Annotated in this window: 21 protein-coding genes; 18 read left to right on the top strand and 3 right to left on the bottom strand. The window is 40.8% G+C overall.

What is annotated here, in order from left to right; all coding sequences use genetic code 11:
• Nucleotides 1–171 precede the first annotated feature (171 nt).
• From KFT32_RS03680 to KFT32_RS03640, 9 genes are all read left to right on the top strand, one after another.
• A complete protein-coding gene (locus KFT32_RS03680; protein ID WP_211745766.1) occupies nucleotides 172–699 on the top strand; it encodes a GNAT family N-acetyltransferase in 528 nt (175 codons plus the stop codon).
• Nucleotides 700–811: 112 nt separating this feature from the next.
• Nucleotides 812–1,177: a glyoxalase superfamily protein gene (locus tag KFT32_RS03675; RefSeq protein WP_481856295.1), complete on the top strand. Its 366-nt coding sequence runs from the start codon at nucleotides 812–814 to the stop codon at nucleotides 1,175–1,177.
• Between the two features lie 31 nt (nucleotides 1,178–1,208).
• Nucleotides 1,209–1,706, top strand: coding sequence for a GNAT family N-acetyltransferase (locus KFT32_RS03670; RefSeq protein WP_211745765.1), 498 nt, complete (start codon nucleotides 1,209–1,211; stop codon nucleotides 1,704–1,706).
• Nucleotides 1,707–1,824: 118 nt separating this feature from the next.
• Entirely contained in the window at nucleotides 1,825–2,580 is a 756-nt protein-coding gene (locus tag KFT32_RS03665) for a class I SAM-dependent methyltransferase (protein WP_211745764.1), read from the top strand.
• Between the two features lie 15 nt (nucleotides 2,581–2,595).
• A complete protein-coding gene (locus KFT32_RS03660) occupies nucleotides 2,596–3,153 on the top strand; it encodes a GNAT family N-acetyltransferase (protein ID WP_249435635.1) in 558 nt (185 codons plus the stop codon).
• 248 nt (nucleotides 3,154–3,401) lie between these two features.
• Complete coding sequence (locus tag KFT32_RS03655; RefSeq protein WP_211745763.1) at nucleotides 3,402–4,415, top strand: NAD(P)/FAD-dependent oxidoreductase; 1,014 nt, start codon at nucleotides 3,402–3,404, stop codon at nucleotides 4,413–4,415.
• A 133-nt stretch (nucleotides 4,416–4,548) separates the two neighbouring features.
• Nucleotides 4,549–5,082, top strand: a complete 534-nt coding sequence (locus tag KFT32_RS03650) for an AAA family ATPase (RefSeq protein ID WP_211745762.1) — start codon at nucleotides 4,549–4,551, stop codon at nucleotides 5,080–5,082.
• Between the two features lie 8 nt (nucleotides 5,083–5,090).
• Nucleotides 5,091–5,681, top strand: a complete 591-nt coding sequence (locus tag KFT32_RS03645) for a histidine phosphatase family protein (RefSeq protein ID WP_249435658.1) — start codon at nucleotides 5,091–5,093, stop codon at nucleotides 5,679–5,681.
• A 14-nt stretch (nucleotides 5,682–5,695) separates the two neighbouring features.
• Nucleotides 5,696–6,061, top strand: a complete 366-nt coding sequence (locus tag KFT32_RS03640; protein WP_211745761.1) for an MmcQ/YjbR family DNA-binding protein — start codon at nucleotides 5,696–5,698, stop codon at nucleotides 6,059–6,061.
• A gap of 22 nt (nucleotides 6,062–6,083) precedes the next feature.
• Here KFT32_RS03640 and KFT32_RS03635 read toward each other — a convergent pair whose 3' ends face one another.
• Complete coding sequence (locus KFT32_RS03635) at nucleotides 6,084–7,352, bottom strand: chitinase (RefSeq protein WP_211745760.1); 1,269 nt, start codon at nucleotides 7,350–7,352, stop codon at nucleotides 6,084–6,086.
• A 476-nt stretch (nucleotides 7,353–7,828) separates the two neighbouring features.
• Here KFT32_RS03635 and KFT32_RS03630 point away from each other — a divergent pair, with 476 nt between their 5' ends.
• The 3 genes from KFT32_RS03630 (at nucleotide 7,829) to KFT32_RS03620 (ending at nucleotide 11,478) form a co-directional block, all read left to right on the top strand.
• Nucleotides 7,829–8,575 (top strand): DeoR/GlpR family DNA-binding transcription regulator, encoded by a 747-nt coding sequence (locus KFT32_RS03630; RefSeq protein WP_211745759.1) that lies wholly within the window; start codon nucleotides 7,829–7,831, stop codon nucleotides 8,573–8,575.
• Nucleotides 8,576–8,579: 4 nt separating this feature from the next.
• On the top strand, nucleotides 8,580–9,494 hold the full coding sequence (pfkB, locus tag KFT32_RS03625) for a 1-phosphofructokinase (protein ID WP_211745758.1): 915 nt from the start codon (nucleotides 8,580–8,582) through the stop codon (nucleotides 9,492–9,494).
• Nucleotides 9,495–9,555: 61 nt separating this feature from the next.
• The gene (locus tag KFT32_RS03620) at nucleotides 9,556–11,478 is read left to right on the top strand and encodes a PTS fructose transporter subunit IIABC (protein WP_211745757.1); all 1,923 of its coding nucleotides are present in this window, start codon (nucleotides 9,556–9,558) and stop codon (nucleotides 11,476–11,478) included.
• Nucleotides 11,479–11,536: 58 nt separating this feature from the next.
• Here the strand turns inward: KFT32_RS03620 and KFT32_RS03615 are convergent, their stop codons facing one another.
• Nucleotides 11,537–12,265 (bottom strand): MOSC domain-containing protein, encoded by a 729-nt coding sequence (locus tag KFT32_RS03615; RefSeq protein ID WP_211745756.1) that lies wholly within the window; start codon nucleotides 12,263–12,265, stop codon nucleotides 11,537–11,539.
• 208 nt (nucleotides 12,266–12,473) lie between these two features.
• Between KFT32_RS03615 and KFT32_RS03610 the strand changes: the two genes are divergently transcribed.
• The 6 genes from KFT32_RS03610 (at nucleotide 12,474) to KFT32_RS03585 (ending at nucleotide 16,598) form a co-directional block, all read left to right on the top strand.
• Nucleotides 12,474–13,427, top strand: coding sequence for a GNAT family N-acetyltransferase (locus tag KFT32_RS03610; RefSeq protein ID WP_211745755.1), 954 nt, complete (start codon nucleotides 12,474–12,476; stop codon nucleotides 13,425–13,427).
• 134 nt (nucleotides 13,428–13,561) lie between these two features.
• A complete protein-coding gene (locus KFT32_RS03605) occupies nucleotides 13,562–14,101 on the top strand; it encodes a GNAT family N-acetyltransferase (protein WP_249435634.1) in 540 nt (179 codons plus the stop codon).
• A 222-nt stretch (nucleotides 14,102–14,323) separates the two neighbouring features.
• A complete protein-coding gene (locus tag KFT32_RS03600; protein ID WP_211745754.1) occupies nucleotides 14,324–14,767 on the top strand; it encodes a GNAT family N-acetyltransferase in 444 nt (147 codons plus the stop codon).
• Between the two features lie 54 nt (nucleotides 14,768–14,821).
• Entirely contained in the window at nucleotides 14,822–15,259 is a 438-nt protein-coding gene (locus KFT32_RS03595) for a GNAT family N-acetyltransferase (RefSeq protein ID WP_211745753.1), read from the top strand.
• A 105-nt stretch (nucleotides 15,260–15,364) separates the two neighbouring features.
• Entirely contained in the window at nucleotides 15,365–15,619 is a 255-nt protein-coding gene (locus KFT32_RS03590; protein ID WP_211745752.1) for a hypothetical protein, read from the top strand.
• A 502-nt stretch (nucleotides 15,620–16,121) separates the two neighbouring features.
• Nucleotides 16,122–16,598, top strand: coding sequence for a hypothetical protein (locus KFT32_RS03585; protein ID WP_211745751.1), 477 nt, complete (start codon nucleotides 16,122–16,124; stop codon nucleotides 16,596–16,598).
• Between the two features lie 389 nt (nucleotides 16,599–16,987).
• Here the strand turns inward: KFT32_RS03585 and KFT32_RS03580 are convergent, their stop codons facing one another.
• Nucleotides 16,988–17,665 (bottom strand): hypothetical protein, encoded by a 678-nt coding sequence (locus tag KFT32_RS03580; RefSeq protein WP_211745750.1) that lies wholly within the window; start codon nucleotides 17,663–17,665, stop codon nucleotides 16,988–16,990.
• Between the last annotated feature and the right edge of the window lie 99 nt (nucleotides 17,666–17,764).

Below are 17,764 nucleotides of genomic sequence, written 5' to 3'. Positions count from 1 at the left end.
CACATGAAATAACATCCTATTGCCCGTATAGAAGATTTCTTCTATAGCCTCACAGCTGAAAAAGGAATATAATCATAATTATCAGCAATTATTGAATCGTGACTCTTTTTATAACGTCTTCCTTATTCTCACCCGTGTTATTGCTCAAATTCCATTAATGTGAGGTTGATTATGTCCATGATCATCGAAAGACTTGATTCAGAAGAAACGGCTCTTAGTTGGAAAAAAGCGTTTGATCAACATAAAATTGGACGTCCAGATTCTTTTTACGGACAGTGTCTGCATGAGAATAGAATTGGACTTCGGGTTACGCTACTTGTCTATTTAGATGGGCGGACGCTTGCGGGATGCGCGCATCTGAAATTTGAATCCGATTACCTCTATTTTAGAGCACAAGGTATTCCTGAGATTAATGATGTTAATATTTTTCCGGAATTTCGTCGTCGCGGGATCGGGAACCAGCTGATTGAAGAATTTGAGAGTATCGCGGCCTATAACTCATATGACAGCATCGGAATAGGTATGGGTTTATACAAAGACTTTGGCGCAGCACAGCGTATCTACTGTAAAAGAGGTTATGTTCCAGACGGAAATGGACTGATGTATGAGCACCGGGAAGTTTCCGAAGGAGAAACGGTACAAGTGAACGATGATTTACTTCTCTATTTTGTAAAAGAACTAGGAGTTATAGGAACCTAGCTGATGGTTAGATGTTCCTACTCATATACATAGCTTTCATCGCTCACAGCAGACCGTAGGTTAATGAATCACGGTCTTTTTTTAGTAGGAGAGAAGAGGAGTGTGGATAAAAATGTATATGAATCAGGTTACCCCAATACTTCGGATATTTCATGTTCAAACCGCGAAGACATTTTATGTTGATTATCTTGGTTTCAAGCTGGATTTTGAACATCAGTATGATGAAAATATGCCGCTCTATATACAAGTATCTAGGGACAATATTCGTATTCATTTATCTGAACATTATGGAGATTCAACGCCGGGTAGTGCTCTTCGTATCCATGTTTCTAAGCTTGCAGCCTATCACCGACAATTACTAAGTAAAAATAATACGTATTCAAAGCCTGGAATAGAGAAGACAAGTTGGGGAGCTTCAGAAGTAACGGTGATCGATCCGTTTGGTAACCGACTTATTTTCTATGAAGAGATGGAATAAAGATAGCTTTTGTATAAAGGAGAACCTACATATGCTAATTCGAATGATTACCCCACAGGATGCGAGCGATTTCGTACGTTTGAATAAACAATTAGATGAAGAAACAAAGTTTATGATGTTTGAACCTGGAGAAAGAAAAATGACTGTTGAGGCGCAGGAAACGCGAATTCATTCTATGCTGGACAGTGGACATTCTACCATTTTTGTTGCTGAAGATGAAGGAGAATTGGTCGGTCAACTATCGATCATTGGTTCGTCACTTGCCAGAACCAAACATACCGCTTATCTTGTCATTGGGATCAAACAAAAATGTACAGGGCAAGGACTTGGAGGTAAATTGTTCTCTGCTATGGAGGAATGGTGTCAAAAGAAAGGACTACATCGCTTAGAGTTAACGGTGATGTCACATAACACAGCAGCATTTCGTTTATATCAAAAGGTTGGATTTCAGGTAGAGGGAACCAAGAAACACTCGCTTTTGATCGACGGAACCTATATAGATGAGTATTTTATGGCCAAATGTCTGTAACTAAGACTGTACTTGGATTCTAATGTCCAGTACAGTCTTTTTATATTCAAAAGTTTGCCTTCATTGGTAGATTAAAGATATGATATGGGTATCAAAAGTGAGGAGCGTGAACAAGCAGATGGATAGTAAAAAACGATTCTCAGATCGGGTAGATACATATGTCAAATACCGCCCAAGCTATCCGGTAGAAGCCTTGGATTACTTGTATGACACGATTGGTATAAAACAGGATAGTGTCATCGCAGATATCGGAGCAGGTACAGGGATTATGTCCGAATTACTGCTTGCAAGAGGAAGTAAGGTTATTGCTGTCGAACCAAATGCGGACATGCGTCAGGCTGCCGAGAAACGGTTATCTAGTAATCCGAATTTCCGTATACAGCCTTACCCGGCTGAAGGAACTGGCCTAGATGATAAATCCGTTGATGCTATTGTTTGTGCGCAGTCCTTCCATTGGTTTGATCAAGAAGCAGCTCGAATTGAATTTCACCGTGTTCTAAAGCCAGGAGGCAAAGCTGTGCTCATTTGGAACTCCCGTTTAACCGAAGGAAGTGAATTTCTGACGGAATATGATCAGTTGTTACACGATTATGGAACGGATTATAAAGAAGTAAAACATACGAATATTACTATAGAAATGTTCAGTTCTTTCTTTAAAGAAGGAACGCTAGAGCTCAAAGAATTTGCGAACAGACAAATTTTTGATTACGAAGGTTTACGAGGCAGGCTGCTATCATCTTCCTATAGTCCGTCGCCTGGACATCCGAATTACGAACCAATGATGGATGCGCTCCAGTCGATATTTGATCGCACTCAGAAGGAAGGTCATGTATTTTTTGATTACAAGACCCAGATCTTCTGGGGAGAAGTGTAGAAAAGGTGATCGGTTATGATAATTACGATGTTAGAAGACGCTTCATTAGCTATTCGTAAACTACAGCCAGAAGATGCTGATCTTCTCGTAAAGTGGCTGTCAGATCAAGAAGTACTGCGTTATTATGAAGGTCGAGACCGCCCTCATGATGCGGAGCTAGTACAGCGTCATTTTTATGAGAATAGGGATGAAGTTCATGCTTGTATCATTCAATATGAGGGACTGGATATTGGATATATACAGTACTATGTCGTAGAGTCTGAAGAAATAGAAGAGTACGGGTTAACCGGACTAGTTGGTGAGCATATCTATGGGATGGATCAATTCATTGGCGAAGTTTCTTACTGGAACCGGGGAATCGGGACAAAATTGATGAAGCTAATGACTCGTTATCTGACGAGAGAATGTGGAGCAGCTCGAATTGTAATGGACCCACAGGCGTGGAATACGAGAGCAATTCATGTTTATGAGAGATGTGGTTTTCAAAAAATCAAATTGTTGCCAAATCACGAATGGCATGAAGGAGCATATAGAGATTGCTGGCTCATGGAGTATGCTGACAAATCGGAATAATTAACAATTCTTTTTTCAATAGAAATGAAAAATATAGCCACTTCTTAAAAAGCAGGTTATATTTTTTTCATTATCTATTGATAATGATTTTCAATATCAATATAATAAGGTAAGAATATCCTTAATGAATTGAATTACATGAATTACATGACTTGGTTAATAAGGGACACCGTTTCCTATACATAAGATTGGCTCCAAACCGATTACGAGATACATAACTTGACATGATGTCACCAGGAGGAAATCGAATGAAACATGAACATGAACTGTACGATGTTACGATAATAGGCGGGGGTCCTGCAGGGATGTATGCCGCATTTTACTGTGGAATGCGGGATATGAAAACGAAGATCATTGAAGTCGGAACTGAACTTGGTGGTCAAGTACTGCTATACCCTGAAAAAACAGTTTGGGATGTAGGCGGAGTTCCTCCGGTTATGGCGAGGGAATTGGTGAATCAGATGAAGAATCAAGCAACCGTGTTCGAACCTGATCTGTTTTTAGGAGAACAGGTCGTAGACATCCAGCGTGATGAGAATCAATATTTTTTACTTACAACGGATTCAGGAAAGGTACATTATTCAAAAACAGTTATTCTCGCGATGGGAAGAGGAGTTATTCAGCCGACGAAACTCGATTTTGAAGGTATTGACCAATATGAAGTTTCTAATTTGTATTATACCGTGCAAGAATTGGACGTTTTTCGCGGTAAAAAAGTGCTTATCTCCGGCGGGGGAGATTCCGCTGTAGACTGGGCAAATGAACTGGTGAATGTAGCCGAAGAAGTAATGGTGGTTCATCGCAGGGATCACTTTGGCGGGCTGGAGCGGAACGTGAAACGTTTGAAGGAATCCAGTGCAATTTTAAAAACACCCTATGAACTTCATCAGCTGCACGGGGACAGCACAGCGATTCAAGAGGTCACGATTAAGCACCGGGAAACGGATCATCTGGAAACCCATAGGGTGGATGCAGTTATAGTGAATCACGGGATGAGAGGCGAATATGGACCACTTGCAAAATGGGGCATTGACACGAGAGATGGGCGTGTTGCTGTAAATGAAAAAAGGGAAACAAGTGTACCTGGTATTTTTGGCGCAGGAAATGTAGTTGCCCATGAAGGGCATGTGCCTCTTATTGCCGCAGCAATTACGGATAGTGTTCTCGCGGTCAATGCAGCGAAACGATATCTTGAACCAGAAGCCACTGAGATTGCCATGGTTTCTTCTCATAATGAGCGTTTTGCTAGTCTTAGTAAATAGAGAGTATATTCAGAGAGAAGCTTCGTGCTGCTCTCTTTTTATATTTTCTACAAGGGAACAGGAGTGAAATGGAGAAGTATATGACATAGAAATTATTAATGTAATGTTTAGTTTTGCAGAGGGGTGTACGCTTATGATGATCATGATTAATGGTGCTTTTGGAGCGGGCAAAACAACTACCGCAGAAGCTCTGAATCAGATGTTACCGAATAGTATGTTATTTGACCCGGAAGAGATTGGTTATATGCTGAGACAGGTTATTTCGGATGAGGTAAAATGTAAAGAAGAGCAAACGGATGATTTTCAAGACTTGGAACTGTGGAGAACACTTACCGTAGCTTGTGCGAAAGAACTAAAACGTAAATATAACCGGACACTAATCATTCCGATGACCATCTATAAACATGAGAATTATGAATATATCAGGAATGGTCTTTCGGAAATTGATTCAGAGGTATTTCATTTTTGTCTTTCTGCTTCTAGGGAAACCATCTTCAACAGATTGAAGAAGCGTGGAGAAACGCCAGGTGGATGGACTTTTCGGCAAGCTGAACATTGTATCGCTGCTTTCGCTGATGCCCGTTTTGAAACCAAAATCGTTACTGATCAGATGAAACCTGAAGAAGTGGTTCAGACGATCATTAATAATATGAAAGGAGGGATCTGAACTTGACAATGATAGATACACATATCTATATGGTAAGACATGCAGAATCGGTACATATTCATGGTGAGGAACGTTCACGAGGACTTACAGAAGAAGGGCTACTTCATGCTAAATACATAGCAGATTTATTCGCCAATATTCAGGTCGACGTTGTGGTCTCAAGTCCCTATGAGCGAGCAATACAAACGGTTCAGTATATAGCAGCTGAAAAAGGTCTTAACATTCAGGAGTACGAAGATTTGAGAGAGCGTCCAATAAAAGGACTCAATTACAAGGAAACGTGGGATGTAATTGTTGAAGCCATTCGGGTGTCATTTGATGATAAAGATTATGCGCTTCAAGGGGGCGAAACAACGAACCAAGCACGAGAACGTTCCGTTCCTACACTTGAATTACTACTAGAACAGTATGAAGGGAAACATGTCGTTATTGGCACGCACGGCAACATTATGACAATCATGATGAACTACTATCATTCGAAGTATGATTATCATTTCTGGGAACAAACCTCAAAGCCGGATATCTACCACTTAATCTTTCGTGACAAGAAGCTTACTGAGGTGAATCGTTTGTGGAAAGATAACTTATTTCTAAGTTAAAAGGAGAGATAAAATTGCTTACGAAAGATAAAGTTACAGCTTACTGTTTGTCAAAAAAGGGAGCAACGGAAGATTTCCCATTTGGACCCGCTCCTCTTGTAGTGAAAATTGGTGGAAAGATGTTTGCCCTAATTACTATCAATGAGAAAAAGGAAGCTTCGAATATTTCCTTGAAATGTGATCCTGTTATTGCCGAAAATTTGCGGGAACAACATGAAGAAGTTGTCCCCGGCTATCATCTTAATAAGAAGCATTGGAATTCTGTGAATCTTCATGGAAGTTTACCCGTTGAGGATGTAATATCCATGATTGATCATTCTTATGATCTGGTTCTTAAAAGCCTGACTAAAAAGCAGCAAGAGCTGATCGTTACTTCCTAGCTTGTGAATACGTTTTCATAATTTAAAATGGTTTCATATTTAACGTGTCTATTTTCTCTCCCGTGATATCTACGCCCATTCGCTTGGTAATGTCACGGTAGTGGCCGGCTCTGCGGAGAACAGGGCTTCCGATGGTTTCACCAAGATCAGCTTCAAGTCCGTTCAGTACAAGAATACTTGCACCAAATCCAGGAACAAGACCTTTTGCTTTTTCTGCGGAATTTGGCTTCCATCTTCCCACCATGACATCATGTGCAGAAGGTTTTGGGTCCTGCGGTGTCATCCAGAATAAGATTGCTGTCATATAACCGAGTTTTCCATCTGCGGCTACTTGTTCCGGATTTTTAAGTAGTACATTTTTATCTCCGTAGATAATAGAACTGAACAATCCGTAATTAAAGTTCCAACTCAGCATGATCGGCCCACGTCCATAATATCGCTGACCATTGACACCAGGAAATAGCTTGGCAGTGGCTGGATCAACAAAAGCGTCCATATTGACTCCGGTACGACCCGCGATATTTTCATTCCAGAAAAGACCCCATTTTAGTTCACCGCCAGGCGCATCTGCCCATCCTCCTCCTGTTTCATGAGACAGATTTGCCAGAAATGCAGCGAGTTCTCGTTTCCGATCTTTCTTGAATCCTTCCTTTAGAAAAGTTCCACAATCGACAATAACCGTTTCTATCGTTTTCATCTTATTCTCTTCTGAATTAAAATCATCGGAGCGTAGGACAAGAGTCTCTACTTTAGCTTCTTTATCAAGGCGCACAATTTCCTGTGAAGGAGTACCCGAGCGTGTGCTGATCTTGATTTTCAGGTTGGATACTTCTTGGACTGCCTGTATGAGGTTATCATACGAGAAATAATCACTTTGGTTTTCCTTATAGTATTCTTTTCCCTTGGCAACCTTGAACCATTCATCCGAGCCAAGTCGGTAAGGGAATAATTGTTCGAAATCTTGTTCTGATAGCAATGCTTTTACGGCTTCGATGGATTTGTCCGGTGAATAATCCGGGTCAATATCATCCCATTCCTGAACGATATCTTTACGAGAGAGCAACCGATGTTCTCCCAAATCTAAAAAACTGCCTTTGTACTGAATCAAGCTAAGACCTCTTAACTTGGTCAAACCTCCAGGCGAAGGATTAGTAGTAGATTCCTTGGAAACTACCGAGTTCTGACTTTGGGCTGCAGCAGTAAAGGGGGATAGCAATAGAGCAGAGCTGAGAGCAATACCAACACTTTTATAGGCTAGAGATCTGGATACGGAACGTTTCGCTTCAGTCATCGTCATTCTCCTTCTGGTCATAGAAATTGGATTTCGTTTCCAAACTCATCATAGAAAGTCATAAAAAGTTTGTACATAGTTCCTAAAGCCTGTGAATTTCGTATTCGAATCGATAGTCATCCATATGGATAAACGAAGTAATGAGCGGTATGCTAAACAGAGCAGAAGATCCCGTAGAATGAAAAGGCATGCTGTCATATTTTGGGTCCGTATAGGGATAAAGGACTTATACATGTGCGTAGGGATAAAATCGGACACATATGGGGTATAGATTTGAGAAAAATAGGGGTAATGATTATAAATGGAATAAAGGGATATAAGCAGTGAAACTGCTCACAGGCGGAAATGAAATCATATAAATTACGAAAATTGTTACATAGTAGCTCATTTAATGACGGATTTTGAATATTTTTGATAGAAAATGATTGTTTTTTAATGATTTTATGTTACTATAATAGCTGTCAGGAGGAATGTGAATGCTGACCGAGGAAAGATACCGTTTAATATTAGAACGCTTACAATTACACGGTGTAGTAAAGCTGCAAGAGCTTGTTGAACTGCTAGGAGCTTCTGAATCAACAGTTAGACGAGATTTAATTGATCTGGAAGCGAACCAATTGCTCAAACGGGTGCATGGTGGGGCATCCCTCATCACGCAGAAAAGCGCTGAGCTTGGCATGGAAGAAAAAACGTTCAAAAACGTTCAAGAAAAAAATATTGTGGCTAAACTTGCTGCACAGCAAATTCAAAATGGGGACTGTATCTACCTTGATGCAGGTACGACCACTCTTGCCATGATTCCTTATATAGAGGCGGAAGATATCACCGTAGTTACGAATGGGTTGTCCCATGTGGAAGCTTTAGTGTCAAAAAATATTAGAAGTTACTTGCTCGGTGGATTGATAAAAACGCATACAAAAGCAGTTGTTGGTAGCATTGCTTTACAAAATATGGATCAATTCCGCTTTGATAAATCTTTTATAGGAACGAATGGTGTAGATGTAAAAATGGGGTATACTACTCCAGATCCAGAAGAAGCTTTATTAAAAAGAAGTGCACATTTGATGTCCGGTAACACTTATGTATTGGCCGACTCTAGTAAATTTGGCGAAGTTGCTTTTGCAAAATTATTTAATTTGAACGAGGCAACGCTAATTACCGATTCGGTACCTGAACCATATAAGGTATCCATCGGTCAGAAATATAAAGTAATTGAGGGATGAACAGATGATTTATACAGTTACACTGAACCCTTCCATTGACTATATCGTGGAAGTCGATAATTTACAGCTCGGTGAGTTAAATCGTATGAAGCGCGACTTGAAGCTACCCGGCGGTAAAGGGATCAACGTTTCTCGTGTGCTTAAACAGTTGGGGGCAGAGAATACAGCGATGGGGTTTCTTGGTGGATTTACAGGTAAATTCATCAGCGATTTCTTGACCGAGGGATCGATTCCGTCCGACTTTGTAAGTATTTCTGATGATACAAGAATTAACGTGAAGCTGAAGCACGGGGATGAGACAGAAATCAATGGTCTCGGACCTGCCATTTCAGATGAAGAAGCGAAATCTCTTCTGGCGAAACTATCTCATTTGAAAAAAGACGATATCCTTATTCTTTCGGGTAGCGTACCTCCATCACTTGGAGGAAATTTTTATGAACAATTGATTAAGGTATGTAAGGATACTGGAGCAGAGTTCGTCATTGATACGACGGGTAAAGCTCTTTTAAATGCGTTAAAAGATAAACCACTTCTGGTTAAACCTAATCATCATGAGCTCGCGGAACTGTTTGGTGTCACGATTGATACAAAAGAAGATCTAGTTAAATATGGACGGAAGCTTCTTGAAGAAGGCGCTAAGCATGTTCTCATCTCTATGGCTGGTGAAGGAGCATTGTTTATTACAGAAAACGAAGTGCTTCACGCAAATGTTCCTGCCGGAACAGTGAAAAATTCAGTTGGAGCAGGCGATTCCATGATTGCTGGATTTATTGGAACGCTCGTTCTAACAGGTAATGTGGTTCAAGCTTTCCGTACAGGTGTTGCATCCGGTAGTGCCACTGCGTTCTCAGATGACCTTGCGGTAAAAGATCAAATTGATGCTCTAGTTCCTCAAGTACAAATCACAAGCTGGAAATAACATACATCATAGTGGGGGGCAAGGACGATATTGTCCCTCCCTAAGTAAAGGAGTACAGACCATGAGAATTACAGATCTGATGATCAAAGAAACAATGATTATGGATTTACAAGCAACAACAAAAGATGGAGCAATTGATGAGCTGATTACCAGCCTTAATAAGAGCGGCCGTATTAATGATCCTGTTCTGTTCAAAGAAATGATATACAAGAGAGAGGCAGAATCAAGCACAGGAATTGGTGGAGGCATTGCGATGCCGCATGCCAAAACTAAAGCAGTCAATGAACCTACGGTTGTATTTGCAAAAAGCAAAGCCGGCATTGATTTTGATTCCCTTGATGGTGCTCCTGCGCATGTGTTTTTCATGATTGCAGCACCAGAAGGAGCAGGAAATACGCATCTTCGTACACTTGCTGCTTTGTCCAAACTGCTGATTGACAGCGAATTCATTGAACAGCTAATGAATACGAAAACGCCGGATGAAGTGACTGCATTATTTGATGCGAAACAACAAGAAGAAGAAGTGGACCAACAGAAAGAAGAAGCTGTAAAAGCCACTCCGCAAGCGGAGATAGCAGAAGAAAAGGCAGAGTCTACACAAGATGATTTCGTCGTTGCTGTAACTGCTTGTCCAACGGGAATTGCCCATACGTTTATGGCTGAAGATGCACTCATTAAGAAAGCGAAGGAAATGGGTGTCAACATTCGAGTTGAGACGAACGGAGCCGAAGGTGCGAAAAACGTTCTGACCGAAGATGAAATCCGCCGTGCCAAAGGGGTTATCATCGCGGCTGGTAAAAAAGTCGACCTGGATCGTTTCAACGGAAAACCTGTACTGCAGCGTCCGGTAGCGGACGGAATTCGTAAACCTGAAGAATTAATTACGAAGGCATTAAAAGGCGATGCGCCTATTCTTCGTGCAGAAGGGAATTCTTCTTCCTCTTCCTCTGAAGAGAAAATGAGTATTGGCAGCACGCTTTATAAAAACTTGATGAACGGGATCTCGCATATGCTCCCATTTGTGGTGGGCGGAGGTATCCTTCTTGCGATTTCCTTCCTCATTGAGCAAGTAGCCGGTGAAAGCAGTCCGATCTTCCAGTTGCTGCAAACCATTGGCGGCGGAGACGGGGCATTCCACTTCCTGATTCCAATCCTTGCCGGTTTCATCGCGATGAGTATTGCGGACCGTCCGGGTCTTATGCCTGGTATGGTCGGTGGTATCATGGCTGTAAATGCGAACGCAGGTTTCTTGGGTGGTCTTGCTGCCGGTTTCCTTGCTGGTTATGTAATCCTTGGTCTGCGTAGAGTATTTAAACACTTGCCATCAGCAATTGATGGTTTGAAATCGATATTACTGTATCCTGTGTTTGGACTTTTGATAACCGGTGCAATTATGTTCTATATTCTTTCGCCGATTTTCAGCTGGCTTAACCTTGGCTTGATCGATATTCTGAATAATCTAGGAACAGGAAATATGGTTCTCCTTGGTATTATTCTGGGTGGAATGATGTCCATCGATATGGGTGGCCCGTTCAATAAAGCAGCGTATACATTTGCTATCGGTGTGTTTACTTCCAGCGGTAACGAAAATGGATTAATGATGGCAGCAGTAATGGCCGGAGGTATGGTTCCTCCCCTTGCAATTGCTCTTGCTACAACGTTCTTCAAAAACAAATTTACGGAACAAGAACGTAAGTCAGGTGTAACTAACTATGTACTTGGTCTTTCCTTCATTACCGAAGGTGCCATACCTTTTGCAGCAGCAGATCCACTGCGTGTCTTGACTTCCTGTATTGTTGGTTCCGGTATTGCGGGCGGGCTGACACAACTATGGGGCATCAACCTTCCTGCACCGCATGGTGGTATTTTCGTAGCAGCACTTGCGAACCATGCTTTGTTGTTCTTAGTCGCTGTAATCATTGGTTCGATTGTATCGGCTCTGATTCTCGGCTTATGGAAAAAACCAATCGAAGTTAAATCATAAAATAGATACACTAAACCTGGAAGGGAAACTCCTTCCGGGTTTTTATTTTTATATAGAGTTAATCCAAAAGAAAAACTTGATCATCTGCGCGAATGATACCCGTCTGAAGAACGGAAGCATATACACCAAACTGATTATTTCGTTCTTTGGCAACTTTCTTAAGTAAAGAAGGGTCTTTCTTTGTATTCTCAGGATGTACATTAATAATGGAGCAGCGTTCACAAGATCTTTTGATCTTTAGGATGACATTCTCCCCGATTCGTATACGTTTGCCAAACCACTCTTCTTCGATAAAAGGGATTTTTTCGACAAGCGACAAAACAAAATTGGGTCGAAATCTGCGAGGATCTACTTCTTTGTTTTCCCATAACGCCTCAAGCGCTCGAATGGAAGCATCGGTTACGAACTGAATATGTTCTTCTTCTATGGCACCGAGAGGTACATGTTCAGGTGCAAACTCAACAGGGACTATTTGTTTGTTATACATTTGCTCTAACTTCTGGGTCAGGTCCGCATCTCCAAAGTAAAACTTTTGTCCTTCCGGGGTAGTGACTTCTACACGCGGATACTGCTGCAAACCTTCTTCACCTGTGAACCGAGCTTGAAAACCTGCCATTTGGGGGAACTGTGTAATGGTTACGTATTTATTCAAGTTAGTATTATGCACAAAAGCATGGCTGCGATCACCATAAAGTCCATACTCCATCACGTGGGTATGGGATACTCGTTCGCCTTGAAAAGATTTTACGGGATGGCGAATGATCTCTTGAATTTTTCCTATGTACATCCATTTTCACTCCCTAGACTTACAGATTCATGTCAAAACGTACCATATCTAAAAATCAGGATCAACTTGAAACGAAGCTTCTCTTTCATTAGATAAATGACGGAGCGGGATGGTTGACCCCGGTAGACAACGACTATACCTATTCAGTAGCTTGCTCTATATCGGTTCAAGGTTAACAATGAAGAAAACAAATGAAAAGAGGAAGCAAATGGAACAAATTCAAGTTATTCCTTATGAAGATTCATTTCATGAGCAAGTTGTACAGCTATATCAGGCGGTTACAGCCAAGTACAAACATGCTTGTTTTTGGTGGCCTGGTCCGAAACCGAATCATGAGAATGTGTATTGTGCATTTGCGGGGGACCTACTCATAGGAAAAGGGCAGGTAGAAATCATTTCGATTCAATCCCTAGATGAAGCAAGTGGTGGTGCAGAATCAAGTGTTAGAACAGAAGAGAGCTTTCATCATATTTACTTAAATATAAAAGTAAGACCGGATGTATTTGCTCAGCAAGAAGTGTTTCAGTCACTTTACAGTGCAGTATATGAACGAGCTCTTGTCCTGGCTCAAGGTCTTCCGAAAACACATCCAGTACAAATATGCGTTGGAAATAACGAAGAAGAAACGGAGAATTCTAATCTTTTTGTAAAGAATGGCTTTACCCCTTTGTATCGTCAGTACGAAATGGAAAGAGAATTATACGATATGCAGGAAGCACCAGATTTTTGTATTCCTGAACTTCATTTTATCCAATCTGCCATTGAATCTATGGAAGAAGAACAACGTTACCTACGCACGGAAAGTACAATCTGGCCGCAATCTCCACTTGGGCTACATCGTCTTCGCTGGCTGAAAGGAAAAGCTCATTTTACGAGTTTTGCTGCATATGATACGGAACAGGAACTGGTCGCGAGTATCATCGTATGCCAAGAAGATGAAACATTAGGGGCAGTGGAAGAGGTGTTTGTTGTTCCGGCTTGGCAGAAGAAAGGAATTGCAACACATCTAATCAAGTGTGGTTTAAAATATCTTCAAGAGAAAGGATATCCCAAAGCTATGCTTTGTGTACAGGCGGAGAACGACAATGCGCTCGAGCTATATCGCGCTCTAGGGTTTGCAATTTCGGGTGAAGAGCATCGCTACTCCAAGCCGCTTGTTTAATTCAACCCTTTTTTCTAGAGGGGAATATCCTTTCGTTCATTTCTATCAAATCGTATAATAGAAAAAGCTGGATAAACCCGATATTTCCCTATTAAGGAATGACCGGGTTTATTTATTTTATAAGGGAGGAATCGATGTTGTTTACAACAATGGAAACCGAACGTTTAATAATCCGAGAGTTTGAAGCTGGCGATTGGATGGATGTACATCGGTATGCGTCGGATGTAAGGGTGACGAAATATACACTATGGGGGCCAAACGAGGAAGAAGATTCAAAAGCATTCATACAGTTTTGTATGGAGGATCAACAGAAAATAAACAGAGATGAGTATTCGCTAGCAGTCGAAAACAAATATACTGGAGAGTTTCTGGGAGGCGTAAATATTATATTTATGGGGAGTAATGCTGAAATTGGCTATTGTTTTCACCCGGATTATTGGGGAAAAGGGTATGCGAGTGAAGCCGCATCCGCAATGCTGAAATTCGGTTTTGAACAACCAGAAGTACACCGCATTTACGCTACTTGTCGGCCCGGAAACGTAGGCTCAAGTAAGGTGATGAAGCGAATTGGAATGACGCAGGAGGGAGTACTGCGCGAACATGTATTCTATAATGGGGAATATCATAGTTCACTTCTGTTCTCTGTGCTAAAGCAGGAGTATCAAACACGCTAATAAATCGCTAAATGTATGCTGAATATTACCTGTTTCATCAGAACTTTGGAGCGGTTCCTGACAGAGAAGCATAAACTTTGTCAAAGAAAAGGGCATTGTGCGATTACCCGAGAAATAATAGTTTATTTCCGTATGGAGGAATCGTGAATGGAATACTCGCTTCTCTTATCATCGTATGGCTGACAAGAAACAAACAAATGGAAAAGAGGTGAAAATACATAGATGAGCGATATCCAGATTCAAGATATGCGATTATCAGATCTGCGTGAGCAGGCGGAAGACTATGAGCATATTTGTAGGAAACTATATGGCTATAATGTCCGAGCGACGAATGGCTTGCTTCAAGAGCCGGGGCAAAGCATTCATTTGTATTTAAAAAATCCCGATTCAGAGGTAGTTGGGGGCATTTTTTGTGAATCGTGGCTATACGGGCTGTATATCGATGTATTGTGGATTTCTGAAGACTATCGTAATGCGGGATATGGCAGACAAATGCTGCTCGAAGCAGAACGCCGGGGAAAGGAAATCGGCTGCTTGTTTGCCCATACTTCTACATTTTCTTATCAGGCTCCGTCTTTTTACGAGAAGAACGGATATGAAATCTATGGTGTGAATGATGCATTCCCTCAGAATATCAAACAATATTATTTGAAGAAACAACTGTAATGAACAGTTATTATGTGATGAAATAAATGAACTAGATGAAAGTGGAGGATGAGTATGGTTACGATTCAAAAGATTGAGATGGAACATCTGCCTGCTTTAGCGGTACTGTATGAACAATTAACGGGAGAAGAGACGAATCAGGCAAAGCTTGAACTAACATATCAAAGACTGCTACAAAATGAAAACTATGAAGTGTTGGGTGCCTTTTACGAAGGTGAGCTGGCCGGATCGGTTATGGGAATCTATTGTCAGGACCTTGTGGGTGAATGCAGACCTTTTATGGTGATCGAAAATGTAGTCGTATCTTCCAAGGTACGAAGACAAGGAGTAGGGCGGAAGCTAATGAACCAATTGGAGGCGATGGCACGCAGTAAAGATTGTTCGTATATCATTTTGGTATCTGGAGCAGAGAGAGCGGAAGCTCATAAGCTGTATGAATCACTTGGATACAATGAACATGAATCGGTTGTGGGTTTCCGTAAATATCTATAGTGTTTAAAAGGATGAATTGACATGAAAAGGAAATAAATTCTACAATAACAAGGGAATCGTATTTTATGGAAATGCATGTAATGAAAATCGAAGAGAGGTGATGTTATGAGCAAGACATGGCGGCTCGTCCTGGAAGGTGCAGGTGTTCTTACGCTTATTGCTGTGACACTTCCTATTTTTTCGGGAATGGTTATGACCTGGCTATACGTTCCCCAGATTTTACATAGTGAGCCTTCTCGTGTTCAATCGATTACCGTTTCTCCCTTGCTATTGATAGGTTTGGCAGGATTAATACTCCTGATCTATATGATGGTTCGGACAGGGATCAGGTGGATGCTGAGGAAGGGGAGAAGTCATTGATTGATAACGTACATAGGGTGAAGAGAAAAAATGATATTGGGAAAATTTTATATTTGATCTTCTTATTTGCCTTTTATGTCTATGTTATTGTCATCAATATCAGGTATGACGAACCTTTGCTTCTTTATATCTTATTAATGAGTACGTTTACCTTTGGGTTCGTATTTTTTGCCTATAAGTTGTTTTGTTTTCTGCGATATAGCTTTACGTATTATCCCTTCCGATTAGTTGAACTCGAATTATTGCCTGGTTCCTTTCGACTCGATCATTGTACAATTCAAGCGACTGAGATTGATGTGATTCTTATTGATGGATATTGGAATCCGACGGTGGGGGTTAAACTGAAAGAAAATAAACGGATTCCCCTTGGCTCAAATATCAAGATACAAAACAAGAGGAAGAGATCATGAAAGAGTTGCGCTCTTGGGCTCAAATGCATGAGATTCCGATTCAACACAAAAGTATCCTTTATTAATCAAGGAAAGGGGGAATTAAATAGAGGATGGAACAGAAACAATATCGTATTATGAATAAAGATCGTAAATCACGGCTGGCAGCTTTATTTATTATGTTAACCCTATTAATTATTGTTATTTTTCAATCGAGTCCAGATCATGTTGTTCTAAACGTATTCCTTTTTATTGTTATTACGGCCTATATTTTGCTCATAGGATATGAAATTTATTATTACTTTACATACAATCGTGCCAGCAAAAAACAATTTCTAATTATAGATGAAGATCGTCTAATCTTACATAATCAGGTGGTTCTTCCTACTCAAATCGATCTGATTATCTCAGAAGGCTTTATTCATTCTTCTATTGGGATAAAACTAACAAATCACAGGTGGATTCCTCAGCGCTTACAATTTCTATTTGCTGACCAGCACACGGAACAGGAAGCGTTCGACCAGTTACAGGAATGGGCAGCGAAATATCAGATTGAAATTCGAGATGGTAAAGTCAGATCATTACTATAACAGAGAAAGGGTGGATATGTTCATGACTGGACCTGAGATTTAAGTCACCTCCAGAAAAAGATACAGGAATCTATTCGCTATGGCTATCTACACATATGATGGGATATCAGTCCATTTCAGATAGGTTCGATTCTCCTGATATCGATATAACTACAGTGATTATAGGCTTCTTGTTCCTGTTAGGACTTGCACTACTGCTGTATCAATGGTCTGTCAAAGTGGGGAGAACGGAATAGCGTGCCTGCACTTACCCAGCGAATGTGGATGCTATGAATAAAGTTGCCAACAAATAAACCTCTCGCTACTGCGTTATATTAGCAGATACGAGAGGTTTATTAATGCGCTTAATAATACATTCGATGAAAGATTAAGCCCGTGTTGTTTTGATATTACGTAGGATTATTTTCTTCCTTAAGGTCTTGATATCGAATGGTTGCCCATAAAGATATGATCAGGATTAGCTCTAAAATGTTCGTTGGAGCAGAGCTTTCGAAAGGAAGAGGGACTGCTTGCCCAATAAACAGTATTGCTGTTCCGACAAACATCCAAATCCACTTATGTCGAATCATTATCATGATCCCTACGACCAGTAGAACAACACCAACGACAATTACCATCACAGGAGGACCTGTGGTTCCGCCAGCAATATAGCGAAGTACGCCGTAATCCTGCACTAATTGTAAATTTCGTATTTCATGCAAAGTATGAATGAAGATCTGATATAGAATCAATAGGATCGTTACTATCCATGCACAGATACGGATATAAGATCTGGAAGCAAATGCTACGCTTGATCTACGAAGTATGTAATATCCGACAAGAATGAGACAAGGGGTTACGAAAGCATGGATCCAGAATCGGAGACTGCTTAACATCATAAGCAACGCTCCTTCACCGATGCGATTCCCAGCAGCGATAATGCCATTATCGTAAGCGAGACCTAGAGCGACAATCACCATAAAAATGGGATACTGATGCCAGTGGTTTGTCTGTGATATCATTTTAATCATCAAAATTAACAAGACTATGTATGCAAGAGTAATCATTGAATACATCCAGAAATCCATCCACTCACAACCCCTCAAAATAAATTCATTTCCTTCCTTAACTCTAGGCATATTCACCAAGATATAGAAAGATGAAACGAGGGGGATGAAAAGCCTTAT

Source organism: Paenibacillus sp. Marseille-Q4541 (assembly GCF_018310695.1).
Lineage (GTDB): Bacteria > Bacillota > Bacilli > Paenibacillales > Paenibacillaceae > Paenibacillus.
This window is presented reverse-complemented; position numbering and strand designations above follow the sequence as displayed.